The sequence below is a fragment of the Faecalibacterium sp. OM04-11BH genome (assembly GCF_003482185.1).
GTDB classification, from domain to species: Bacteria; Bacillota; Clostridia; order Oscillospirales; family Ruminococcaceae; genus Faecalibacterium; species Faecalibacterium tardum.
The window spans coordinates 199,395-223,298 of sequence record NZ_QULS01000004.1 but is presented as its reverse complement, the minus strand read 5'-3'; the positions used below and the strand labels follow the sequence as shown (position 1 = coordinate 223,298).

Annotated in this window: 16 protein-coding genes and 1 pseudogene; 6 read left to right on the top strand and 11 right to left on the bottom strand. The window is 57.3% G+C overall.

The features are described 5' to 3' along the window. The 3 genes and pseudogenes from DXB44_RS06000 to DXB44_RS05985 all read right to left on the bottom strand — a co-directional run. A pseudogene (locus DXB44_RS06000) lies at positions 1-307 on the bottom strand (protein rlx); the annotation flags it as partial. Next, entirely contained in the window at positions 279-713 is a 435-nt protein-coding gene (locus DXB44_RS05995) for a plasmid mobilization relaxosome protein MobC (RefSeq protein WP_118658080.1), read from the bottom strand. The pseudogene DXB44_RS06000 and the gene DXB44_RS05995, both read right to left, overlap by 29 nt. A 748-nt stretch (positions 714-1,461) precedes the next feature. After that, positions 1,462-3,699: a glycoside hydrolase family 3 C-terminal domain-containing protein gene (locus DXB44_RS05985; protein WP_097779820.1), complete on the bottom strand. Its 2,238-nt coding sequence runs from the start codon at positions 3,697-3,699 to the stop codon at positions 1,462-1,464. A gap of 234 nt (positions 3,700-3,933) precedes the next feature. Between DXB44_RS05985 and DXB44_RS05980 the strand changes: the two genes are divergently transcribed. Then, the gene (locus DXB44_RS05980) at positions 3,934-6,552 is read left to right on the top strand and encodes a family 78 glycoside hydrolase catalytic domain (RefSeq protein ID WP_347561803.1); all 2,619 of its coding nucleotides are present in this window, start codon (positions 3,934-3,936) and stop codon (positions 6,550-6,552) included. Positions 6,553-6,662: 110 nt separating this feature from the next. Here the strand turns inward: DXB44_RS05980 and DXB44_RS05975 are convergent, their stop codons facing one another. The 4 genes from DXB44_RS05975 to DXB44_RS05960 form a co-directional block, all read right to left on the bottom strand. Beyond that, on the bottom strand, positions 6,663-7,511 hold the full coding sequence (locus tag DXB44_RS05975) for a sugar phosphate isomerase/epimerase (protein WP_005920187.1): 849 nt from the start codon (positions 7,509-7,511) through the stop codon (positions 6,663-6,665). A 3-nt stretch (positions 7,512-7,514) separates the two neighbouring features. Beyond that, the gene (locus DXB44_RS05970) at positions 7,515-9,329 is read right to left on the bottom strand and encodes a family 43 glycosylhydrolase (RefSeq protein ID WP_118658078.1); all 1,815 of its coding nucleotides are present in this window, start codon (positions 9,327-9,329) and stop codon (positions 7,515-7,517) included. 6 nt (positions 9,330-9,335) lie between these two features. Then, positions 9,336-11,543, bottom strand: a complete 2,208-nt coding sequence (locus DXB44_RS05965; RefSeq protein WP_118658077.1) for a glycoside hydrolase family 2 TIM barrel-domain containing protein — start codon at positions 11,541-11,543, stop codon at positions 9,336-9,338. A gap of 81 nt (positions 11,544-11,624) precedes the next feature. Next, positions 11,625-13,115 carry an MFS transporter gene (locus DXB44_RS05960; RefSeq protein WP_005920190.1) on the bottom strand — a complete coding sequence of 497 codons (1,491 nt, stop codon included), beginning with the start codon at positions 13,113-13,115 and terminating at the stop codon, positions 11,625-11,627. Positions 13,116-13,350: 235 nt separating this feature from the next. Here DXB44_RS05960 and DXB44_RS05955 point away from each other — a divergent pair, with 235 nt between their 5' ends. Further along, the gene (locus tag DXB44_RS05955; RefSeq protein ID WP_097839187.1) at positions 13,351-14,652 is read left to right on the top strand and encodes a family 1 glycosylhydrolase; all 1,302 of its coding nucleotides are present in this window, start codon (positions 13,351-13,353) and stop codon (positions 14,650-14,652) included. A 54-nt stretch (positions 14,653-14,706) separates the two neighbouring features. Here DXB44_RS05955 and DXB44_RS05950 read toward each other — a convergent pair whose 3' ends face one another. Further along, entirely contained in the window at positions 14,707-15,243 is a 537-nt protein-coding gene (locus DXB44_RS05950; RefSeq protein WP_005920192.1) for a TetR/AcrR family transcriptional regulator, read from the bottom strand. A 204-nt stretch (positions 15,244-15,447) separates the two neighbouring features. Between DXB44_RS05950 and DXB44_RS05945 the strand changes: the two genes are divergently transcribed. The 3 genes from DXB44_RS05945 (at position 15,448) to DXB44_RS05935 (ending at position 19,128) form a co-directional block, all read left to right on the top strand. Then, positions 15,448-16,464 carry an SDR family NAD(P)-dependent oxidoreductase gene (locus tag DXB44_RS05945; RefSeq protein WP_097779824.1) on the top strand — a complete coding sequence of 339 codons (1,017 nt, stop codon included), beginning with the start codon at positions 15,448-15,450 and terminating at the stop codon, positions 16,462-16,464. 73 nt (positions 16,465-16,537) lie between these two features. Beyond that, positions 16,538-17,884 carry an MATE family efflux transporter gene (locus DXB44_RS05940; RefSeq protein ID WP_243111040.1) on the top strand — a complete coding sequence of 449 codons (1,347 nt, stop codon included), beginning with the start codon at positions 16,538-16,540 and terminating at the stop codon, positions 17,882-17,884. Positions 17,885-17,928: 44 nt separating this feature from the next. After that, positions 17,929-19,128, top strand: a complete 1,200-nt coding sequence (locus tag DXB44_RS05935; protein ID WP_005920195.1) for an AraC family transcriptional regulator — start codon at positions 17,929-17,931, stop codon at positions 19,126-19,128. A gap of 87 nt (positions 19,129-19,215) precedes the next feature. Here DXB44_RS05935 and rhaD read toward each other — a convergent pair whose 3' ends face one another. From rhaD to DXB44_RS05920, 3 genes are read right to left on the bottom strand one after another with little or no spacing between them, the layout of a single operon-like run. Then, positions 19,216-20,043: a rhamnulose-1-phosphate aldolase gene (gene rhaD / locus DXB44_RS05930; protein WP_113621281.1), complete on the bottom strand. Its 828-nt coding sequence runs from the start codon at positions 20,041-20,043 to the stop codon at positions 19,216-19,218. A 19-nt stretch (positions 20,044-20,062) separates the two neighbouring features. Then, positions 20,063-21,322, bottom strand: coding sequence for an L-rhamnose isomerase (locus DXB44_RS05925; protein WP_118658075.1), 1,260 nt, complete (start codon positions 21,320-21,322; stop codon positions 20,063-20,065). 14 nt (positions 21,323-21,336) lie between these two features. Further along, positions 21,337-22,641, bottom strand: coding sequence for a rhamnulokinase family protein (locus DXB44_RS05920; protein WP_118658074.1), 1,305 nt, complete (start codon positions 22,639-22,641; stop codon positions 21,337-21,339). A 154-nt stretch (positions 22,642-22,795) separates the two neighbouring features. On the opposite strand from DXB44_RS05920, the gene DXB44_RS05915 reads away from it, so the two are divergent. Then, on the top strand, positions 22,796-23,671 hold the full coding sequence (locus tag DXB44_RS05915; protein ID WP_118658073.1) for an AraC family transcriptional regulator: 876 nt from the start codon (positions 22,796-22,798) through the stop codon (positions 23,669-23,671). Positions 23,672-23,904 lie beyond the last annotated feature (233 nt).

The window sequence follows — 23,904 nt, the reverse complement described above, 5'->3', positions numbered from 1 at the left end:
GTGCCTTTTCCATGGTCAGGCCGTTGTCGGCTGCATCTCTGGGGTCGAAGCTGATGATATACTGATGGCTCTTAATATCATCGCGTTGGGTGTTCTTGCCATACTTGCGGTTTGCCAGCAGACAGGCCGTTGCGAACGAGAAATCGCCGCACTCAAGGGTGTCGAGCAGGTACGAATCCCGCAGCTTCGGCTTGCCCTGTTCATCCAGAAGCTGCTTTCCGGTGAACTCATCGTGTTGGTAGATCAGGTACGCTTCAATGGCGGTGTAGTCCGAGTTCTTAGAGGCGATATGCTTGAGCGTTGCCATACAGTTCACCCAGAACTTTCTCGGCGTGCAGCCGAAATGCGGTCAGGTCTGCAAGTTCGTCAAGGAGTTTCGCCCGGATCTGTTCGGTGTCTGCACCGCCGGAATTGAAGTGCCTTGCAAGCTGGTTCAGGTTGCCGCCCACCTTGCTGCACTGAGCAAGCAGGGTGGAAACAGCGGTCAGGGTTTCTTCACCGCCGCCGGCAACGATGACCGTTTTCTCGATCTTGACGTTGTGGATGGCGCGGCGGATAAAAGTGGAGAGGGAGAGATTCAGGAGGTTGCAAGTGAGTTCCAGTGACGCTTTTTCCTCCGCTGTCACACGGAACTTGATGGTGTGCGTTTTGTTGTTCGGCGTGTCGGGGCGCTGGGAATTGCTAGGGGTCAGTTGAACATTCGTTTTGGTCATTGTACCTCCTGTCTGTTCGATAACTCCTCGGTGAAGTTATGTAAGCACGACACGCCGTTTGTTCGCGCCATCAGGCGCGAACTATGAGCAGGGTTTGGGGCAGGCACGCCCCAACAAGATCACATCGGAAATGCAGACGCATTGAAGAAGTGAAGTCCCGGTGGAACACAACATTTTCAAGAATTGAAAATTTGTGGCCACGGGACGGTTCTTGCCCTCTACCGCTGCGCTCAAAACCGTTTCTGGGTAATTGTTTCCGAATTGTTAAGGCGCAAAAAATAAGTAGAGGTTGTGCTGCTCGTGTATGTTGATCGCCGTTTGCTCCGAACGAAGTTCCTGCCCCTGTTTGCGCAGCGGCGTTGACGGAAAGTCGGTATCACGTTCGGTCGGCTCATGAAATTTTCAAGGTGCAGCTCCCTAAAAGAAAAATACCGCCCACGCAGCATAGCGATGGATTTTGTCGGGTGAATCGGCGGCAAAATGAATCGGGTGTGTTGCGGGGCGGTAAATTCTTTCGTGGACTTTTCCTCACGGAAGTGGTGGGTCTCACGGTGATAACCAACCACTTTCTGTGGCTGTGTTCAAAATGAACACGACCACATCTTGTGGATGGTTTTGGGCCAATCCACAAAAGCAGTGGGATTTACAAGAAAAATACCACTGTATGTAGAATGCGTCAAGAGGTTTTGGAAAATTTATGGCAATAAAGTGGAGAGAGTAGGACTTATTTTATCGCGCAATCCCTGCCTTACGCCTGATTGATCTGGCTCAGGATGCCGTTCAGCTGCTCCTCGGTCAGGACGTGGAAATCAATCAGCGTGTTGAGCTGGATTCCCATCATCATGGACAGAGAAGAATCATCATCGTCCTTTTTTCCGGTGGCGCTGCCTGCGGCTGCGGCCATACGCTGCAGGATCGGTCCGATGATGGCAGCACCCACCGGGTGGGTCATGACCTGCTTCAGAGTGGAGGCTGCGGTAAAGTGTACCGGCAGCGGCTGCGCTGCCTGCCATTCCAGCAAGCCGGTCAGGCGCAGATCCCGGCTGGATGCACCAACGCAGATCTGGTAAGTGCCGCTTTCTGCATAGAAATCATGCAGTTCCGGCTCATAATAGGCAAGGCTGCGCTTGTCCAGTGTAAACTGCACCTCCTTGCTCTCACCGGGCTGCAGGGACACCTTGGCAAAACCTTTCAGTTCCCGGACCGGACGGTGACGCTCACCCTTGGGCGGTGCTACATAGAGCTGCACCGTTTCCTTGCCGGCGACTGCGCCGGTATTTTTTACCGTGACGGTGACCTGCACTTCTTCACCCTCACGGACGGTGCTGCGGCTCAGCCGGAGTACGCTGTATTCAAAGGTCGTGTAGGAAAGGCCATGACCGAAGGGGAACAGAACATCTGCTTCCGTGGTGTCGTAGTAGCGGTAGCCGACAAATACGCCCTCAGAGTAAACGCTGGTCTCCCGCTCGCCGGGGAAGGAAAGATAAGCCGGGGTGTCGCTCAGCCTCCGGGGGAAGGTCTCTGCCAGCTTGCCGCTGGGGTTGACAGCGCCGTACAACAGATTCACGGCGGCTTCTCCGGCACCGTCACCGGCAAGGTACAGTTCCAGAACAGCCGGGACATCGTTGACCCACGGCATTTCGATGGCAGAGCCGTTGTGCAGGACGACCACGGTATTCGGCTGTACCGCAGCGACTGCGGCGATCAGATGATTCTGATTTTCCGGCATGGCAAGGGTGGTGCGGTCGTAGCCTTCGCTCTCGTACCGCTCCGGGAGTCCGGCAAAGATCACGGCGACATCTGCGTCTACGGCAGCGGCCACCGCGGCCTGTTCCAGCGCAGGATCCACGGTATCCTCATCGGTGCGGTAGCCCTGTGCATAGGCCACACCGGGGGCGTGTTCCAGCGCACAGCTGACCTTCGCACTGTTGACATGGCTGCTGCCGCCGCCCTGATACCGGGGATGCTCCGCGAACTCGCCAAGGAACACCGCCTTGCAGCCCTTTGCCAGAGGAAGTGTGCCCTTTTCGTTCTTCAACAGCACAGCAGAGTTCTCCGCAACAGAAACTGCCATCCGGTAGTCTGCGTCCCGGTCAAATACGGCGTTCGTGCTCTCGGCTTCGGTCACGGAATCCACAAAGCGCAGCAGGTTGCGTACGGCAGTGTTCAGCTCTTCTTCCGAGAGAGTCCCAGCCTTGATGGCGGAAAGGATCGAGTTTGTGCCGCGGCCGCTTCCGCCGGGCATTTCCAGATCCTGCCCTGCGGCGATGCCCTTGGCACGGTCCTTCACTGCGCCCCAGTCGGTGACCACCATGCCCTCGTAGCCCCAGCGTTTGCGCAGGATGTCGGTCAACAACTCCTTGTTCTCCGAGCAGTGGGTGCCGTTGAGTTTGTTGTAGGCGGCCATCACGCCCAGCGGCTGTGCCTTTTTGACCACCGTTTCAAAGGCGGGAAGATAGATCTCGTGCAGGGTGCGCTCGTCCATTACGCTGTCACTGACCATGCGGTCGGTCTCCTGATTGTTGGCGGCAAAATGCTTGATGCAGCTGCCCACACCGTTGCTCTGGATGCCCTTGACCAGCGCCGCCCCCATCTCACCGCTGAGATAGGGGTCCTCGCTGAAATACTCAAAGTTGCGTCCGCATAGCGGGCTGCGCTTGATGTTCAGGCCGGGGCCAAGCAGCAGAGCCAGATTCTCGGCGCGGCACTCATTGCCCAGCGTGTTACCCAGCTTTTCTGCCAGAGCAGTGTCAAAGCTGGAAGCCACCGCCGCACTGGACGGGAAACAGACCGCCGGGATGCTTTCGTTGATGCCCAGATGGTCGCCCTGCTCGTCCTGTTTGCGCAGACCGCTGGGGCCGTCGCTCATCATCACGGCGGGCACACCGAGCCGCTCCACCGGCTGTGTATGCCAGAAATCCGAACCGGAGCAGAAGTCTGCTTTTTCCTCCGGTGTCATCTGCTGGAGGATCTTTTCAATGTCCATTCTGTAATGCCTTCCTTTCGTTTGAGGGCAGTCCGCAGCCCTTTGATTTTCTTACCCAAAGTATAACAGGAGAACCGCAGACAGTACGGATGAAAAGTCGTGAAGCAAGATGAATTTTTTAAATTGTCATAAATAACACGATTTTTTGACCGATAACACAAAATTTTGCACCCTTATTCCGTGGGATTCTCTTTATAATAAGAACAGAAATCAAACGGAAAAAAGGAGATGCGGATGATGCAAGCAACAAACCTGAAAACGAATCATCTGACCCAGCCTCTCGGTATAGATGCCGGGACGCTGTTTTTATCGTGGCAGTGCGCCGAAGGCGTGCACCAGACCGCCTACGAAATCGAAGTGACCGCCGGAGCCGGAACGCTGTGGGCAAGCGGAAAGGCTTTGGGCAGTGTGATGCACACCGAAACGCCCAGCGCTGTACCGCCCAAGACGCAGGGACAGTGGCGCATCCGCCTGTGGGATGAAAACGATCAGCCCGGCGCATGGAGCGAAGCTGAGTTTGAAACGGGTCTTGCGCAGTCGGATTGGCAGGGCGTGTGGGTCTGCCCGGAAACAGAAGAGCCGGACATCGACTGCACCGATGCTATCAACGCCTTTACAAAGCCCAACTGGGAGCAGAAGCAGGCGGCGCTGGAAGCCTCCGGCAAGGGGCAGGCGCAGCCTTATCAGCCCCACCGCCCGGCAAGCTATCTGCGCAAAACGTTCACCGCCCCGGCGGGAGAAGGCAAGCGGCTGTACATTACTGCCAGGGGGCTGTATGCGGCATGGCTGAACGGCAAGCGGGTCGGCGACATGGTGCTTGCCCCCGGCAGCTTTACCGCAGACAAGCATCTTGGGGCACAGACCTACGATGTGACTGCGCTTGTCCGTGACGGTGAAAATGAGCTGCTCATCGCATTGGGCGACGGCTGGTACCGCAGTACCTCCGGCGTGGATGGAGACCGTGACCTGTTCGGGAAAGAAGTGGCTGTCCTGTTCCAGCTGGAAGTGGACGGCAAGGCGGTCTGCGTTTCGGATGACGACATGGAGGCCACCCAGTGCGGCCCGATTCGCCAAAATGATATGCAGCAGGGCGAAGTGCACGATGCCCGGCTGGAAGAGGAGCTTTCCGGCTGGCATGGCGTAAAGACCGAGCCGAACTCCCTGCCCATCACCGGTATGAACACCGTGCCCATCCGGGAGCAGGAAGCCTTTGCGGGCAGGCTGCTGCGCACCCCCAACGGCGAGACCGTGCTGGACTTTGGCCAGAACATGGCTGGCTATGTGGAGATGAAGCTGACCGCCCACGCCGGGCAGAAAATCAAGCTGCTGTGCGGCGAAGCACTGGACGAGAACGGCAACTTTACGCAGGAGAACTTTCAGGACCGGAACCGCCACAAGGAGGGCGGCACGGCGCAGCTGCTGGAACTCGTTTGCAAAGAGGGCGAGAACCACTACAAGCCCAGCTTTACCATCATGGGCTTCCGGTACGCAAAGGTGGAAACGGACATCGACCTGACCGGCGCAGAGTTTACTGCCCACGCCGTCTATTCGGAGATGCCGGTCACCGGCAGCTTTGCGTGCGGCAATGCCGATGTGGATCAGCTGGTGAAAAACAGTGTGTGGAGCCAGAAGGGCAACTTCTGCGATATCCCCACCGACTGCCCCACCCGCGAGCGCGCTGGCTGGACTGGCGATATGGGGGTGTTCATCGAGACCGGCCTGACCCTGATGGACTGCTACCCGGTGGTGGAAAAATGGCTGGCAGAATGCCGCCTGAACCAGTACCCGGATGGACGCATGGCGAACATTGCGCCGCCCACCAGCCGCCCCGGCTACATGACCCCCATGCTCTGTATGTCGGCGGGCTGGGGCGATGCCGCCATTCTGGTGCCCTACGTCCTTTATAAGCGCACCGGCGACCGCAAGATCCTTGCGGACAACTACGAGATGATGCAGAAGTGGTATGCGTTCCTGCTTGGCCGTGCCCAGCAGACCACCGAGGAACAGCAGACCGGTGCATACGCCAAGTACACGGTGCTGAACGGTCTGGACTACGGCGAGTGGTGTGAGCCGGGCATTACCCCCATGCAGGCGATGATGAACCCGCGCAAGAGCGTGGGTACGGCGTATCTGGCTTATTCCGGGCGGCTTCTGGCAGAAATCGCGCAGGCGCTGGGCAAGGCAGAGGACGCAGCGCAGTACCGCGACACGGTAGAAAAGGCGGTCAAGGCATACCGTGCTGCCTTTACGGACAACGGGAAAATTACTTCTGACCGCCAGTGCGAATACGTCCGCGCTATTGCCTTTGCACTGCTGGGCGAGGAGGAGAGCCAAGCCGCTGCGGATACCCTGAACCGGATGGTGGCGGAAAACGGCTACCACCTGAACACCGGCTTCCTTTCTACGCCCTTCCTCTGCGAGGTGCTGGCAAAGTACGGCTATGCCGACACCGCCTATAAGCTGCTGTTACAGGACACCGCTCCCAGCTGGCTCTATGAGGTCAAGCAGGGCGCTACCACCGTCTGGGAGACATGGACGGGCATTGACGCAAACGGCCACCCCAGCGAATCCCTGAACCATTACTCCTACGGTGCCATCTGCGGCTGGCTGTTCGGCGGCGTGTGCGGCATCCATCTGGCAGGGGAGACCCTGACCATCGCCCCCACCCCGAACCCGGCTCTGGGCTGGGCAAAAGCAGTGTACGATTCCCCGGTGGGGCGCATTGAAAGCGGCTGGCAGTATGCAGGCGATGCCGTGACCTACACCATCACCGTGCCCTGCAACAGAACCGCAGAAGTCACCCTCCCGGATGGCAGAAGCCTGACCTTGCAGCCGGGCACCCACACCCTGTAACGCAAAAAGATTCCCCGCAAAACACAACGCCCCGCACCGGAAGGAGTAACCGGTGCGGGGCATTGCTTTTATGGGGATAATGAAGAAGAAAATAATGAGAGAATGGCAGGTCAGAATTTTTGCGCAAGGTATTTTGCACTGAGCTGGAAGCTCTTGATGGGGGAATTGTCCACCCAATTGCGGTGGCTTTCCAGAATAACGGCATCCACCTCCACGGCAAGGGCCTGCGCCATCAGGCTGTCCAAGTCCATGTTGCCGGTGCCCAGCTCCATGCTGTCGGTTTTCAGGATAGGCGTGATGGCACTGCCGGTGATGCGGGTGCCCCGGTCGTTGATGTGCCACAGCTTCATGCGGGGACCAAGCCGCTGCATCCATGCCAGCGCATTTGCACCGCCCTCGGTGAACCAGTAGCTGTCAAACTCAAAGTTGACAAAGGCAGGGTCGGTCTCTTCTAAGAGGATGTCGTAGGCGCGCTTTTCTGCGTTCACATGCCGCAGCTCGCAGTTGTGGTTGTGGTAGAGCAGGTGGATGCCCTCGGCTGTCAGAGTCTCGCCGGCTTTGTTCAGCCGCTGCGCAAGCTGGTGCATAACGGCTTCATCGCCGTAATCAAAGCGGTACATCCCGGTGATGACCACATACTGTGTGCCGAAGCTTTTGGCCTCCTCGGCCACTGCGTGGGCATCCCGTTCCAAACTGCCAAGGTCGGTGTGCAGACTGACCACCCGAAGGCCGGCCTCCTGCACCAGCTTGTGCCAGTCCAGATTGCCGCCCTTGCCCACCGGCATCCCGGCGGCCTTGGTCAGCAGCTTTACCACAAAGCCGATGGGGTGGATCATAAATCCACACAATTCAATGCCATCGTACCCGGCGGCTTTCATGGCAGCAAGGGTCTCTTTTGCCTGCTGCTCATTGCTTAGTACAGTGCCCAGCATAAATTGCTGCACAGCTTTGATGGGCATATTTTACCCCTCCAGTTTGAAAGTCTTACCCGGCGTGATGCCGTTTTCGTTAAAGCTGTCCACGCAGATGTAGTATTCCTGCCCGGCGGTCAGGGTGGAAAGGGTCACTTCGTCTGCATCATACACCAGCCAGCTCAGATAGAGCTTGTCGGGCGCAACGCCGTAGCGGACATTGCAGCCCTGTGCATTTTCGATGTGCTGCCAAGTGATCTTTGCATCCAGTGCATCCACGCGAACCCCGGCGGCTTCGGCCTGCGCGGGCTTTGCGCCCTCGCCGTTGCCGAACACCCGCAGGCCGCTGATGCGCAGCGCCTGTCTGTAGGGCAGCGCACCGCCGGTCACACGGACGTACCGGGCACGGATGCCGTCTGCATATTCGTAGTAGCCGTTGGAGCACTCGCGGGCAACATTTTCGCGCAGCGTCCAGCTCGCTCCGTTCACACTGGTCTCCACCGTGTAGTGGGAGATCTGGGGCCGGGTCTCGATGTGGCGGGTCTTGCGGTCATCGCCGTAGCTGTCGGCAGGGAAGTCCACCACCAGCTTTTCGTCCGCCATATTTACCTGAATGGCACGGACATCACTCTCTTTGCCAAGATCCACACACAGCCATTCACCCGGCTCTGCACCGGCGGCGCTCCACCAGCTGCGGCAGTCCTCATTGACTGCCCATTCCGGGCTGCTGTTTTCTGCGGTGCTGGAGGCCGTGACCGGCTTTTTGTAGCTCAGCAGCATCCATTCCGGCTGCTGTCTGGCGGCATCAAAGCGGTCTGCCGGGATGCGGTGGGGGTAATCGGCAAAGTTCTGGTTGCAGTAAAGCACGCCGTCCTTGTCGAACCCGGCAGGGAACAGCCCCACCCGGCGCTCAAAGTCATAGTTGACGGAAATGCGCATGGTGGAAGCGTGCCACCAGTTGCCGTAGGTGTCGGCAATGGTACTGCCGTGGCCTGCACCGGTAATGAAGCCACCGGGCTTTGCGGAGAACGGATTGGATGCCTGCCGCACAAAGGGGCCCAGCGGAGAACGGGAGGTGTATACACCGTCGGCGTAAGTGTTGTACTGGGTGCCAGGGCAGGCATATTGCAGGTAATAGAGGCCGTCATGCTTTGTCATAAAGGCACCCTCGATGTAGGGCTTGCCGATGGCGTTGAACATGGCAGTCAGGCTTTCGACACTCAGACCGGGGATATTTGCCATCTGCGGCGGCAGATTCAGCTTGCCGGTCTTGGGATCATAGAACTGCTTCATGGACTGGTACAGCACGCTGGCTTCCCGGTCCACGATGCCGTTGTTGCCGGGGCGCTCGTAGCCCAGTACGGTTTCATTGCCGAAGATCAGCTCCTGCTTTTCACCGATTGGGGTCATGGTGTCCGGGTTCAGCTCCACCCCGTAGATGGGGGAGATGTTGGAGCAGCCCCAGTAGAAGTACACCCGGCCATCGTCATCGCAGAACAGATCCGGGTCCCAGAAGGCAAAGGGGGCAGACACTTCGGTAAACGGCTCAGTCAGGGGGTCAGCGGTGCGCAAAATGGGGCAGTTGCGTCCCTTGCGGCTGGCGCAGAAATAGAGGTAATTGCCCACCTGCCGCACATCCGGTGCGTAGTCGTAGATCAGCAGGCCGGGGTCTGCATGGAAGTCCCAGTTCAGCAGATCCTCCGAATACCAGAAGCCTGCCGACATGGAAACAAAGAGATAATATTTGCCCTTGAAATAAACCAGCGTCGGGTCTGCACCCTCCCGGAAACCCGCCACGCGCGGGCCTTCCTTCATGTGCTGATAGCGGTAGCCCAGATCAAGGGGGTTGCAATAAGTCTGTCTCATCGAAACTCACTCCTTGGAAATACCCTGCAATACACGGTTCAGCTGCTTGATGTCCTCCTCGGAAGCGCCTGCCTGCATCAGCATGGATTCAATGGTCATCCGCTGCATGGCACGCTCCATCATGGCCACCAGAGCCGGGTTGTCTTTCACGGCAGCGGCAACATCTCCGCGGGCGGCGGCGGCTTTATCAGAAATCTGCTTCAGGATAGGACCAGCTTTCGGGTCTGCCATGGCGGCAGCCATGTTGTCCTTCACCGACCAGCAGCTTTCGTCCAGCTCGCCGTCAAACCAGTTGGTCACGTTTTTGCGGTTGTCCATGGCGTAATCCGGGTTGGGGGCGTCCACCTTGTTCACAAGGATCACGCTGCTGTGCTCGCCGGAGCGTGCCTCAATGCTGTGCTTGCCGGTGATGGGCAGTTGGAAGGTGAACACCTTGTCGCCCTTCCGGGTCTCCACCAGCTGGCCGTCCTTGTACAGCGAGACTTCCGGCAGATTGGAGTAGACCTTGATCTCGGTCACATCCTCGGCGCGGTCCACATAGCGGCTGCCGCACAGGTGTACAAAGGGCTCCTTGCTCCAATAGGCCTTGTAGAGATAGAAGGGGTCTTTTTTGAGCTTGCGGTCAAAGGTGACAAGGCCCTTCTGGTTCTCGCCGTGCTTGCCGCCCTCATCTCGGCCATCGGCAGCAAAATCGAACATATTCCACACATGAGTCGCCCACAGCCAAGGACGTTCGGCAATCATCCTTGCCATGTGCTCGTGGTAAATGCACTGGTAGCTCTCGGTGTAGTCGCCCTTTTCCGGGTGGCTGCTCTGGTACTGGGGGTTGGCATCTGCACCGTACTCCGCCAGACCGATGCACCGGTCCGGGTAATCCGCATGGTACTTGTCAAAGAACTCGTCGTTCTGCTCCAATTCGCCCAGATACCAGCCGAAGTAGAGGTTATAGCTGTTCACGTCCGGGATCTCCAGAATGGGGCTGTCGATGCCCAACATGAACACATTTGCCATGGTGGTCTTGCGGGTGGGGTCCAGCTTGTGGGCCAGTTCGTTCAGCAGACGGTGGTTTTCCAGCAGATCCTCGTTGACAGCGGAAGCGGCGGTAATCTCGTTGGACAGGCCCCACACGGCGATGCAGGGGTGGTTGTAGTTCTGACGGATCAGCTCCTCCATCTGGGTCAGGGTATTGGCACGGCCGTTGGTCATGTGCATGGTGATGTAGGGGATCTCTGCCCAGATGACAAGGCCCTTTTCGTCGCACAGGTCATAGAAATGCTGTGCGTGCTGATAGTGGGCCAGCCGGATGGTGTTGGCCCCGATCTCCAGAATGAGGGCAATGTCCTCCTCCATCATTTCGTTGGTCAGGGCAATGCCCGCGTCTTTGCGGTCCTGATGGCGGGAAACGCCACGCAGCGGGTAGCTGCGTCCATTCAGGAAAAAGCCCTTCTGGGGGTCAATCTCAAATTTCCGGCAGCCAAAGCGGGCAGATGCTTCCTCGCCGTTGTCCAGTTTCGCAGATACGGTATAGAGGAAGGGGTCATCAATACCATCCCACAGGTGGGCATGGTCCAGCGTGAAAACCGCCGTTGCGGTGCCGTTCTCTACCGGAGCAGTGAGGGCCTGTCCTTCCAGTGCAAAGGTTACGCTCTGTGCGCCCACCACGGCGGCTTCCACAGTAACTTCAACGGTCTTGGCGGCAAGGTCGGTGACGATGGGGGTCACCTTCAGAGCCGGTGCGCCGTTTGCGGGCAAAGCGAAATGCTCTGCCGGAACGATGTGCAGAGTTACATCGCGGTAAATGCCGCCGTAGAAGGTGAAGTCTGCCTTCTGGGGGTACACGGTGTCGTTGTCGCTGTTGTCCACGCTGATCGCCAGCAGATTTTCCTCTTTGAGATGTTCGGTCAGGTCAACCCGAAAGGTAGAATAGCCGCCCTTGTGCTCGGCCAGCTTTTCGCCGTTCAGGTAGACTACAGCGGTCATAGCGGCACCGTCCAACTGCAAAATTGCTTTGCCGCCTGCCGGGATGGCGGGCTTTGCCAGAGCCAGCGTATACCAGCAGGTGCCGCGGTAGTAATCGTTGCCGCCGTCCTGACCGTCCACGGCGTTCCATGTGTGGGGCAGGGTAATGGCCTCGCCCATCACGGCAGTGGGGATGCCGGGGTTCTCCTTGGTAAAATGCCAATTGCTATGATTCAGCAGGATGGTCTTGCTCATGGTAAAAACTCCTTTATGAAAAATGGATAGAATCAGCAAAAACCGAAAGAGCGTATGAGCCCTTTCGGTTTTTGCGGGGTGTTACTGCATGTGTTCTGCAATCACTTCATGACGAAGGGCGTCTTTCTTATCTGCGATGCGCTTCTGGACGTTGACCATTTCCTCCTTGGTCAGGGGACAGCCCAGCATGGCCATCAGGGTAATGAGCCAGCCCAGCATCGGCAGACCGTACTTGATGGCAAGGGTCATCCAGAAGATGCCGGAGGTGTAGGCATCCGTGGGCTGGGGCATCGTGGTGGTGTAGCCCAGAATAGCCACGGCACCGGTGGCGATGACAGCAGCCACCGAGGTGATGAGTTTGTCGATCAGGCTGTAAGTGCCGGAGACCACAGCCGGGATGTAACGGCCGCTGCGGTCCAGCTCGTAGTCGATGGTGTCAGCCATATAAGAGGTGTTGGAGGTGGTGATGCACATATTGGAGCCGTTTTGCAGCAGGGTCAGCAGCACGTAAACGATCATGTTCCAACTGCCCATCACGCCGATCTGACGGGTATCTGTGAAGATGAAGAACAGGATCAGCACAGAGGTGATGGCCATGCTGATGCAGGTCCAGGTCACGATGCCCTTCTTGCTGCCCTTTTTGCCCACATATTTTGCGCCGAAGGCTGCAAAGAAGATAGAAGGCACCATGCTGATCACGCCAAGGGTGGTGGCAAGACCCATGTTGCCGATCAGGATGCCGTTCAGCATGGTGTTGATGATGGCCTGGCTGCCCACCTGCTGTGCCAGCTTGTCGGAAGCGTTGGAGGCGATGTAGCACTGCAGGGGCTTGTTGTGCTTGAGCACCTCAAGAATATCCGCAGTTTTCAGCGGCTCGTGTTTTTTGTTGGTGCCCTCAAAGTTTTCGGGCTTATCGTAGGCAGAGATACCGGCGCAGACGATCAGGGTGCCGATGCCGGCAATGATCAGGACGATGGTGCAGACGGTGCTGAGGAAGTCCTGATTGAAGGTGCCGCCGCACTTGGGCAGGATGACGGTGTAGATCAGCATGCTCATGCCCATGGGCACGGCGTAGTTCAGGGCAGTGGACCAGACCCCGATGGTGGGACGCTGCCGGGGATCGTTGGTCATGATGGCAGGCAGGGTCTGGGCGGTCATGTTGGTGACGGTGTAGCCGATGATGTAAATAATGTAGGTCAGGGCAAACACCGGCAGGCCGAAGCCCTTGCTGGAGCACAGGTTGAACATGCACAGCAGGCCGACTGCTTCGATCAGGTAGCCGCTGATCAGCAGAACGCGCAGCTTGCCGAAACGGGTGTTGACGCGGTCGTAAACAAAGGCCAGCATCGGGTCGGTAAAGCCGTCCAGAATGCGGGCCAGCATCAGGATGAGACCCACGGTTGCGGTGGTGATGCCGTAGCCGATGCTGGCCGAATAACTGGCCATACCGATCAGTGAGTAGACGCTCATACCCACAAAGGCGTTGCAGGCATAACAGATGATCTGCCAGAGCTTTGCACGGCGGTACTGGACACCGTCTACCTCACTGGCGCTGGGTTTCTTTTGGAACATAATGATTTTCCTCCTTTTTGTGTGAACCGGTTTCCGCTTTTCCTGACACCAGAATAACAGAATGCAACAGATACTGCAGGATGAAAAACTTGGATTGAGGATAAAAATTCGTGCAGTTATACTCGCTCAACGAAAAATCTACCAATAACGTGAAAAATTATCCTTTTTGCGCCGCACAGACCTGTTACAATAGGCACAAGAGAAAACACTGCTTCTGGATAAAAGGAGAACCATCATGCAGAAATTTGAAAAAGGCTTTTTCATCGGTGCTGCAACAGCAGCCCATCAGGTAGAGGGTAACAATACTAACAGCGACTACTGGGCACAGGAGCAGCTGCCCCATTCCAGCTTTACAGAGCCCAGCGGCATTGCCTGCGACCATTATCATCGGTACGAAGAGGACATCAAACTCCTGGCCGATGCCGGGCTGAACGCCTACCGCTTTTCCATCGAGTGGGCACGGGTGGAGCCGGAGGAAGGCAAATTTGATCCGGAAGCCATCGAACATTACCGCAAGGTCATCGCCTGCTGCAAGGCGCAGGGCGTAGAGCCCATCGCCACCCTGCTGCACTTTACCAGCCCGAAATGGCTCATCTGCAAGGGCGGCTGGGAAGCAGAATCCACGGTCGAGGACTTCAAAAAATATGTGACCTATGTGATGGAGCAGCTGGGCAGCGAGCTGCGCTATGTCTGCACCATCAACGAAGCCAATATGGGCCTGCAGCTGGCCGCCATCTCCAAGCGGTTCCGCCTGATGGCAGAACAGGCTGCGAAAAATGCCGCAGCAGCCGGAAAGTCTGCGGAGGGCACGGTGCAGGTGGGCATGAACTTCCAGAAGATGATGGAAAACATGAAGTTTGCCGCCATGGAAAACGCACAGGTGTTCGGCACACCCCAGCCCCAGATCTTTGTCAGCGAGCGCACCCCGGAGGGTGACCTGCTGGTGCTGCGCGCCCATGCCGCCGCACGGGATGCCATCAAGGCCATCTGCCCGGAAGTCAAGGTGGGCCTGACCCTCTCGCTCCACGACTTGCAGGCACAGCCCGGCGGCGAAGCCTTTGCCGAGGCCGCATGGCAGGAGGAGTTTACCCACTACCTGCCCTACATTAAAAAGGACGATTTCCTTGGGGTGCAGAACTACACCCGCACTCTTTATGGCCCGCAGGGGCAGCTTCCGGCACCGGAGGGCGCAGAGCTGACCCAGATGGATTACGAGGTCTACCCGCAGGCACTGGAGCACGTCATCCGTAAAGTGGCAGAAGCATTCAAGGGCGATCTCATCGTCACCGAAAACGGCATTGCCACCGCCGAGGATGCCCGTCGTGTGGCGTTTATCCGGCAGGCACTGGACGGCGTGCAGCACTGCATCGCCGACGGCATCCCGGTGAAGGGCTACTTCTACTGGAGCCTGATGGACAACTTTGAGTGGCAGAAGGGCTACGCCATGCAGTTCGGCCTGATCGCCGTGAACCGTGAAACCATGGAGCGGACCGCAAAGCCTAGCCTTGGGGTGCTGGGCAGTTACGCAGAAAAATAAGCTGCAATAGCAAAAAACAGGCTGCGGAAGATGCTTCTCGCAGCCTGTTTTGGTTCAGTGGGAAAGATGCAGACCATGGACACCATTTGCAACCACGGCGGCAATTACGTTGATGTGCTTTTGCGCCAGTTTGGCGTCGGTGTTCAAAAGCCCGGAAAGACCGTTCATTACAAAAATCAGGATGGCACCGACATTTTCATATTGGGACGGCTCGATATTGTCACCTTTGATTTTTTCCAGAATGGCATCCCGCAAATGCTGCGTAAAGCGGTTCATCGCGGATACCGGAACCACACCGAGGTAATCCGTTGCCTGCTGGAGAGCAGCAAACATTTCCTGCACAAAGGCCTCCGGTTCATCCAGCAGCTGCTGTGCGCCGCGCATATTGTCGCAGACGAGCTGGACTGTCTGCCGCTCCATTTCGGCGGTGAGTGCATCCAGCGTTTCATAGTGGGAATAAAAGGTCGTTTTGTTGATCTCGGCGCGTTCGGCAATTTCCTTGACCGTGATCTTTTCAATGGGCTTCTCCCGCAGCAAGTCGATAAACGTTTTCTGAATGGCACGCTTCGTTTTTTTGACCCGGATATCCATACAATTCCTCCGTCAATGTATTTCGTAAAGGATGCTTAACCAACGCTTGGAACGTGATCCGTTGCTTAAACACCGGACACGCCGGAAACTGCTGATTGCAGCCCCTGCGGCATAGTGCTATTATAACACCATAGAGATGGATAAGCAACTAAGAGTTGCAAATCTAGTTCGTGAATACGAAAAATAAAAAATGGAGGATGCTTTATGAAAATGATGAATTTCAACAGTGTCAGAGATAAAGTTGCTATCGTCACCGGCGCAAGCCGCGGCATCGGCCGCGCCATTGCCGAGTGCTTCGGCGAAAACGGCATGAAGGTAGTCTGTGCAGCCCGCAGTGCCCAGCAGGGGCAGGCTGTGGCAGACGGCATCTGCGTCAAGGGCGGCGACGCCATCTTTATCCAGACCGATTGCAGCAAGGCTTCCGCCATCAAAGAGCTGGTGGACAAGACGGTGGCACACTACGGTAAGCTGGATGGCGTTGTCAGCAACGCAGGCATCGGCATGGGCGGCACACCGCTGCATGAGTATGAGGTAGAGGATTACGAGAAGATCTTCTCCCTGAACAGCGAGGGCGTCTTTGCCGGGATGAAGTACGGTGCAGAGGCTATCCTGAAAAGCCACAGCGAGGGCGGCTTCCTCATCAATGTGGCATCGGTGGCAGGGCTTGTGCCCCAGCGCGGACAGGCATTGTACAGCGCCACCAAGTTCGGCGTGGTGGGCATGACCCGCGCAGCGGCACTGGATTACGCGGAATACGGCATCACCGTCAACGCCATCTGCCCCGGTTACACCAAGACCAGCATTTTCGGAGATGCACCGGCTGCGGCCATGGACTTTTTCGCATCCGACTGCCCGGCAAAGCGGATGGGCGACCCGGAGGAGTGCGCCGCACTGGCACTCTTCCTTGCCAGCGGTCTGGCACGGTACATCACCGGCGCAGCCATCCCGGTGGACGGCGCACTGTCTGCCGGGCACCAGAGCATCAGCAGCTGGAAGCACCCGGAAATTTTGACCGGCGGCAAGCTGAACAGCCAGAGCACCATTGCAGCCCTGATGGAAAACGAGGCTGCAAAGGCTATCGTGGAGCAGTATCTGCCCGGCTTTGCCGAGAATCAGCAGGCAAAAGCCGCCTACGGCATGACCTTTGGCAAGATCGGCCCCATGCTGGGTCTGCCGGAAGCAGCGCTGAAGGCACTGCTGGATGCGCTGGATAACCTGTGATAGATGCCGCTCTGAAAGCCCCATGACCGGGGCTTTCGTTCTGCCTGCGTGCGGTTGATTTTTGGAGGAGATCATGAAGAACGAAGCACTTTTCCGTACCGGCTCTGTCTGGAAGTCCATTTTTTCCATGGCAGTGCCCTCCATCATCATTATCCTTGTCATGGTGCTGTACAACATGGCAGATATGTTTTTTGTGGGCTGTCTGGGCGACACCGCACAGGTGGCGGCAGTCTCCGTCGTCGGGCCGGTGTTCTCGATTCTTGCGGCGGTGGCCACGATGCTTGGCGCAGGCAGCAGTGCCATCATTGCGCGCTGCTTTGGCGCGGGTGAGATCGAGCAGGGCAAGATCTGCTCCTCGCTCTGCTTCTGGACTAGCTTTTTTCTGGGCGTTCTGGTCAGCATCGGTCTGCTGGTGGGCAGAGTGCCGCTTTTGGGGATGCTGGGCTCCAATGCAGAAATTTTTCCCTATGCGGAGCGGTATCTTCAGGTTCTGGCACTGGGTGCACCGTGTTTCATCCTGTCCAACAGCATGGCGATGCTGGTGCGTGCAGAGGGCGCAGTAAAAGAGGGCATGATCGGTAATCTTCTGGGCACGCTGGTCAACTGCATTTTTGACCCGCTGTTCATTCTGGTGCTGAACTTCGGTGTCAGCGGTGCGGCTGCCGCCAGTGTGCTGGGCAACCTTGTGGCGACTGCCTGCTACCTGCGCTACATCGTTAAGCACGGCACGGTGCTGACCGTTGACTTCCGCCCGGCTCTGAAAAAGCCGCAGATGCTGGGCGAGCTGCTGGCCATCGGTCTGCCCAACGGCATCAGCAGCCTGCTGGCCGGGTTTGCGTCCTCCTTCAGCAACCGGCTGCTGGTGACCCACGGCACAGCGGCGGTCGCAGCCATGGCGGCGGCAGGCAAGACGACCATGGTCATCAGCATGATCGCCATGGCGATCTGTATGGGCTGCCAGCCGCTTCTGGCGTACAGCTACGGCGCAGGCGACGCGAAACGCCTGAAGCAGCTTTTGAAGAATCTGATCCTGCTGACCGTTGTTTTTGGCGTCCTTGCCGGAGCTGCCAGCTTTGCCGGACGCAATGCGCTGATCGGGATGTTCATCAAGGAAGAAGGCGCTTTCCGTCTGGGAACGCAGCTGGTGGTCTATCTGGTTCTGGGCAGCCCGGTGATCGGTCTGACCTATCTGGCAACCAATCTGCTGCAATCCGTGGGCAAGGCAAGCGGTGCGGTGGTGCTCTCTCTTTTGCGGCAGGGGCTGCTGCTGATCCCGCTGCTGTACCTGATGAATGCGCTTTACGGCGTGCAGGGCATTGCGGCGGCGCACCTGATGGCAGACGTAAGCTCTGCGGTCATCTCTGCGGGCATCCTGCTGCACTGGCTCCGGGCATCGATGGAAAAAAAGGCGGAAGTATGATATACTGGTTCTATCAATGAGCCAATGAGCCGGAGGGGTTACACATGGATGTTCTCCAGAATATGATGCTGCTTTCCGAACTTGTCCAGTGCGGCGGCAATGTTTATACATGGTGCTATGATGCACAGGGAAAGCTACTACGGAGCAACTGTCCGGACGAGGCCTTTCTTGCCAGCGCATTTGAGCTGTTCGGCTGCAAACAGCGGATGCTGGAGCATGGGAACCGGGATGATGTGCCCGTTACCTTGGGGACGGCTTTGGGTCTTTTGTGGGGAGCAGCCTTTGAAAAGGAAGAGGAAAAGCTGAAGCGTGTCTGGGTCATTGGACCGGTGTTCTATCAGGACGTGACCCTGCGCGGGATCGAGGACGGGCTGAAATACTACAGCAAGTTGGAGATCAGTGTAGCATGGACGATCCAGCTTTACAAAGCCCTTGAAAAAGTCCCCACCCTGCAAAACACCATTATGAACCGCTACCTGCTGATGATGCACTACTGCCTGACCGGACAGCGGCTGGAACTGAGCTGTGTCAACAGCAGCACAGCGCAGGAGGAGCGGCTGAAAAGCGCCACAATTCCCCACGACCGGCATAAGATCTGGATGGCAGAGCAGGGAATGCTGCAGATGGTCCGCACCGGAGATATGAATTACAAGCAGGCGCTTTCCAACAGTATGAGCATAAGTGCAGGTGTGCCGGTGCAGAGCAGCGATGTTCTGCGTCAGAGTAAGACCTCCATCATCGTGTTCACCTCGCTGGTGTGCCGTGCTGCCATTGAGGGTGGTCTTTCCCCGGAGGAGGCGTACTCGCTGGGGGACAGCTACATTCAGGCGGCAGAATCGGCAAAATCGCTGGATGAGCTGAGCCCCCTTGCAATGATGATGTACGATGATTTCATCCGACGTGTCCACAAACACCGGACAAACCCGAACCTCAGTAGACAGATCCAGAAGTGTGTGGATTATATCGAGATGAATCTGGACAAAAAGATCGTAGCGGAAGATCTTGCCGCCCTGGTGGGCTACACAGAATATTACCTCACCCACAAATTCAAGGAAGAAACGGGTCTGAGTGTCACGAACTATGTAAAGTTTGCAAAGGTCGAACGTGCGAAAGTTCTGCTGAAAAGTACACCGTTCAGCGTCCGGGAAATTTCCGAGCAGCTTGGCTTTGCCACCCGCAATTATTTCAGCGCAGTCTTTCAGCAGGTCACCGGAAAAACGCCCATGGAATTCCGGGAAACATAAAGCAGAACAGGCATCCTGCGATACCGTTTGGCGGTATCGGGCAGGATGCCTGTTCTGCTATGATGAAGAAAAATGGAGGAGAATGGCTCAGTTGAGGAACTTCTCGTTCAGGGTCACGCCAAAGTCGCGGGCAATGGCGCGCAGGTCGTCGTCGGTGATGGTCTGCCGGATGATGCCGCCGCCCATGGAGAGCACCTTGACGTAAATTTCCGCGCTCTTTTCGATGGTGTGGGCCAGACCGAAGGTGATGTCAAAGTCCGGACCGGAGGCAAACAGGCCGTGCTGTGCCCAGATGGCAGCCTGATAGGTTTTCATCAGCTCACTGGTGGCCATGGCAATGTCTGCCCCGCCGGGCACCATCCACGGGCAGACGCCCACGCCCTCTGGGAACACCACCGGGCACTCGGTAGCACTCTGCCACAGCGCACGGGTGAAGTCCCGGTCGGTCAGGGGTAGGATGTAGGTCAGGGCAATCACGTTGGTGGCGTGGCAGTGGTAGATAACGCGGTTTGCGCCATTGGTGGCGGCCTTGCGGACGCTGTGATTCATAAAGTGGCTGGGGAACTCACTGGTGGGCTTTGCGCCGTCCTCCAGGCCCCAGACGATGCGCCAACTGTCGCCCTTGTCGTTGATCTCCACAATACCGATGCTGTGAACAGGGTCCGGCTCCACGTTGCGGAAAAACTTGCCGGAACCGGTGGTGATGAAATACTCCCCCGCCAGATTATCTGCCTGCACGCCCATGTTCACCCATTCGCGGGGCTGCTCGTCAAAGAAGGGACGGCACTGTGCCACTTCCTCTTCCTTCATGCGGTAGGTCAGGTTGCCGCCGTTGCGCTCGTGCCAGCCCTGCAGCCAGCCATCGTTGCACATCCGCATAAAACCTTTGACAATTTCAATATCCAGAATACCCATCTTCAAAAACCTCTCTCATTCAAATGCGCTTGCTCAGCACGTTCTGCTCGTATTTCTTTACTTCCTCAAACCATGCACCGTCCACCGGCACACCGTTTCGGCGGCAGTATTCGTCCCAAATTTCCCCAAAGGGCAGGGTCTTCAGCTCCTCCTGCCGCACCATCAGCTCGGTAAACTGATTGGTGTCCTGCAGCTCTTTCAGCACCGTATGCGGGGTGCACAGGGCAGACAGCAGCGCCTTTTCCACGTTGCGGAAGCCTACCGTCCATGCGGAGATGCGGTTGATGGAGGCATCAAAGTAATCCAGTGCAATGTTCACCCGGCCGTCCAGACCGCCGCAGCGCACGATCTCCTTGCAGATCTCCTTCGTTTCATCGTCAAACAGCACCACATGGTCGGAGTCCCAGCGGATGGGGCGGGTGATGTGGAGCGCGATCTCCGGGAAGAAGGCCAACAGGGCAGGAATCTTGTCGCTGACCACCTCGGTGGGATGGTAGTGGCCGTTATCCATCAGCGGAATGCACTTTTCCCGGTTGAAGGCGGCGTAGCCCAGGGCAAACTCGGCGCTGCCCACGGTGTATGCCTCCACACCGATGCCGAACACCTTGCTCTCGATGCAGGGCTTCACCAGCTTGAAGTCGTAAGGCTCGCTCAAAATCTCGTCGATGCTGGCCTTGTAACGGTCGCGGGGACCTTTACGATCCGCCGGTACGTCCTTAAAGCCGTCGCCCGTCCAGATGTTCATGGTGCAGGGTTGCCCCAGCTCCTCGGCCAGATACTGACTGATGCGGATGCAGGCCTTGCCGTGTTCCACCCAGAATTTCCGGGTCTCCTCGTTGGGGCTGGCAAGGGTCAGTGGGTCGCACTTGGGGTGGGAGAAAAAGGTGGGGTTGAAGTCTGCGCCTAGACCTCTTGCCTTGCAGAAATCCACCCATTTTTTGAAGTGCTTGGGCTCCAGTTTGTCCCGGTCTACCCACGGGTTCTCCTCGTCAAAAATGGCGTAGGAGGCATGGAGGTTGATCTTTTTGGTGCCGGGGCAGAGGGACAGCACCTTGTCCATGTCTGCCATCAGCTCCTCCGGGGTGCGGGCACGACCGGGGTAGTTGCCGGTGGTTTGGATGCCGCCGGTCAGGGGCTTGGTGGGGTCGGTGTCAAAGCCCCGGACATCATCTCCCTGCCAGCAGTGCAGGGAGATAGGCACGGTCTTTAACCGGGCAATGGCAGCTTCGGTGTCCACGCCAATGGCGGCGTAGCGGGCTTTTGCTTCTGCGTAACTCATAGGGTTCCTCCTTCTTAAATCTGCATCTGAATTTTCAAATTGCCGATGGCGGTGGCTTCGATGGGCAGCGCCACCACCTGCTTTCCGATGTAGTGGGCAGTCAGCTCGTTCAGGGTGGCGTTCTTTGCGCCGCCGCCTGCGATGTACAGTTTGTCCCAGTGCTGCCCGGTCACAGCCTCCATCTCACGGTAGGCTTCCCCGTAGCAGTACGCCAGCGAGTGGTAGATGCTGTTGATGAGATCGGCATCCGTGGCAGGGGCTTCGCCGGTCTCGGCAAGGGTGGCTCTGATCTCTGCGCGCATATCCTGCGGGGCAGAGAACCGGGCTGCATTCACATCAAAAATGCGGGTGTAGGTGCTGGTCTTGGCCAGCTCCACCATCTGGGCAAAGGAAATGCCCAACTGTTTTTGCACACACTGGATGATCCACAGACCCATGATGTTTTTCAGGTAGCGGATGTACCCTACGCCGCCCTCGTTGGTAAAGTTGGCACGGCGGCTTTCCGGGCTGGTGATGGGCTTTGCCAGCTTGACCCCCAGCAGGCTCCATGTACCGGAGGAAAGGAACGGCGCATCCCCCTGTTCCATGGGGATGCCCTCTACCGCGCTGGCGGTGTCGTGGGTGGCGCACAGCACCACCTTGGTCTGCCCGCCCACCTCGGCGGCAATGTCCGCCTTCAACGGGCCCAGCACCGTACCGGGTGCGGTCAGCTTGGGAAACATCGTTTCCGGTAGGCCCAGAGCCTTGAGAATCTCCGGGTCGTATTCCCCGGTCTGTGCATTCACAAGGCCGGTGGAGGTGGCGTTGGTGTACTCTCGCGCCTTTACGCCGCAGAGCTTCCACAGCAGATATTCCGGGATCATCAAAAAGTCTTCGGCCTCTGCCAGCCGCCCGGCTTTTTTGTCGGCATACAGCTGATAAATGCTGTTGAAGGGCTGGAACTGGATGCCGGTGCGTGCATAGAGCTGCGCAAAGGGCAGAATGCTGTGGACTTCGGGGATCACTGCCTGCGTCCGGTCGTCCCGGTAGGCGTAGACAGGGTAGAGGGGCTGGCCGTTTTTCAGCAGCACATAGTCCACCGCCCAGGTGTCGATGGAAAGGCTCTCGATAGCCGGGTACTTTGCAAAGGCCTCCCGGATGCCCTGCTTCACGTTGGCAAACAGGCTGTCGATGTCCCATTCCAGATGACCGTCCACCCGCCGGACGCTATTGGGAAAACGGTACACTTCCTGGGTGAGGAGAACGCCGTTCTCCATCCATCCCACAATGTGCCGCCCGCTGGACGCACCAATGTCGATGGCAAGATAATTTTTTTGCATAATGCGCCTCCTGTATGGCTTTGACTGCTACCAGTATAGCGGTATGATGCGGGCAATTCCATCCGCAAAGGTGACGCATTCTTTGTGAAAAGTCTACTCTTGCACGGCAAAGACCGGTGCGCTATACTGAACACAGAAAGTGAGGAACCGGAAAATGTTGACTTATAACATGGATGTGACCCCGGAGAGTGTATGGAAACGCACTACCCCCAGCGAAGCAGAGCTGGCACAGCCCTATTACTGCACCGAGGCGGGAGTGTTTTACGCCCAACAGCATTTTTCCACCGCCCGGACCGATAAAGAAAGCTATCTGCTGTTCTACACCCTCCGTGGGGCAGGGCTCATCGAGCAGGGGGAAAGCCATGTGGAGCTCCGTACCGGGCAGGCACTGCTGCTGAACTGCCGCACCCCCCAAAGCTACTGCACCGCCCCGGGGCAAAGCTGCTGGCACCATTACTGGGTGCATCTGGACGGCGCAGGGGTCGCCGCCATGGAGCCGCTGCTGCTGCCGGGCAAAAAACTGACCCCGGTGCAGCTCACCGGGGTCAAGATGCAGGAATTGTTTGAAACACTTTTAGGGCAGATGGAGCGCAGCACCGTGGACAGCATGGTGACCATGGGGCTGGCGCTGCATGAGATGCTGGCGCTGTGCGCCCGGAGCATCCTTGCACAGACCGAAGCCACCAGCGCACGGCAGGTCATTTTGCAGGCTGCAGAGACCCTGCGCAAGAATTACCAGAAAGAGCTTTGCCTTGCCGACCTGCTGGCAGAGGCGCACATGAGCAAAAGCTATTTTCTTCGCCTGTTCCGGCGGTATATGGGCACAACGCCGTATAACTATCTGGTCAACTTCCGCATCACCCAGGCAAAGGAACTGCTTGTCCTCACCGACCACAGCGTCAGCGAGATCGCACAGGAGGTAGGTTTTGGCGATGCCAGCAACTTTTCCACCCGCTTTGCAAAAGCCACCGGGCAAAGTCCCCTGCAATACCGCAAAAGCGCACTGAAGCCGGTGGAGGGGGCAAGGTGAGCGGAGGAATTGTGTCAAAATGACACAATTCCTCCGTTCACCTTCAAAGAACCATGAGATGTGAATGTTTTGCCTTTATGGGAGTTCATGTTTTTTACTGAATCTCGTGAAAAGCGTATAAAAAGCTTGCAATCATCTGTAAAATGTGATATATACATTATACGAAACATTGCTTTGAAAGAACGCTCCACCGTTCAATGATGTATAAATGGGAGGTGCCTGCCATGACCGCT

Coding starts and splice junctions, on each gene's coding strand:
- rhaD (WP_113621281.1), bottom strand. CDS start 20,043: ATGGGTATTCTGGATATTGAAATTGTCAAAGGTTTTATGCGGATGTGC.
- DXB44_RS05935 (WP_005920195.1), top strand. CDS start 17,929: ATGGATGTTCTCCAGAATATGATGCTGCTTTCCGAACTTGTCCAGTGC.
- DXB44_RS05980 (WP_347561803.1), top strand. CDS start 3,934: ATGATGCAAGCAACAAACCTGAAAACGAATCATCTGACCCAGCCTCTC.
- DXB44_RS05925 (WP_118658075.1), bottom strand. CDS start 21,322: ATGAGTTACGCAGAAGCAAAAGCCCGCTACGCCGCCATTGGCGTGGAC.
- DXB44_RS05960 (WP_005920190.1), bottom strand. CDS start 13,115: ATGTTCCAAAAGAAACCCAGCGCCAGTGAGGTAGACGGTGTCCAGTAC.
- DXB44_RS05970 (WP_118658078.1), bottom strand. CDS start 9,329: ATGAGACAGACTTATTGCAACCCCCTTGATCTGGGCTACCGCTATCAG.
- DXB44_RS05995 (WP_118658080.1), bottom strand. CDS start 713: ATGACCAAAACGAATGTTCAACTGACCCCTAGCAATTCCCAGCGCCCC.
- DXB44_RS05915 (WP_118658073.1), top strand. CDS start 22,796: ATGTTGACTTATAACATGGATGTGACCCCGGAGAGTGTATGGAAACGC.
- DXB44_RS05950 (WP_005920192.1), bottom strand. CDS start 15,243: ATGGATATCCGGGTCAAAAAAACGAAGCGTGCCATTCAGAAAACGTTT.
- DXB44_RS05975 (WP_005920187.1), bottom strand. CDS start 7,511: ATGCCCATCAAAGCTGTGCAGCAATTTATGCTGGGCACTGTACTAAGC.
- DXB44_RS05985 (WP_097779820.1), bottom strand. CDS start 3,699: ATGGACATTGAAAAGATCCTCCAGCAGATGACACCGGAGGAAAAAGCA.
- DXB44_RS05940 (WP_243111040.1), top strand. CDS start 16,538: ATGAAGAACGAAGCACTTTTCCGTACCGGCTCTGTCTGGAAGTCCATT.
- DXB44_RS05920 (WP_118658074.1), bottom strand. CDS start 22,641: ATGCAAAAAAATTATCTTGCCATCGACATTGGTGCGTCCAGCGGGCGG.
- DXB44_RS05945 (WP_097779824.1), top strand. CDS start 15,448: ATGAAAATGATGAATTTCAACAGTGTCAGAGATAAAGTTGCTATCGTC.
- DXB44_RS05955 (WP_097839187.1), top strand. CDS start 13,351: ATGCAGAAATTTGAAAAAGGCTTTTTCATCGGTGCTGCAACAGCAGCC.
- DXB44_RS05965 (WP_118658077.1), bottom strand. CDS start 11,543: ATGAGCAAGACCATCCTGCTGAATCATAGCAATTGGCATTTTACCAAG.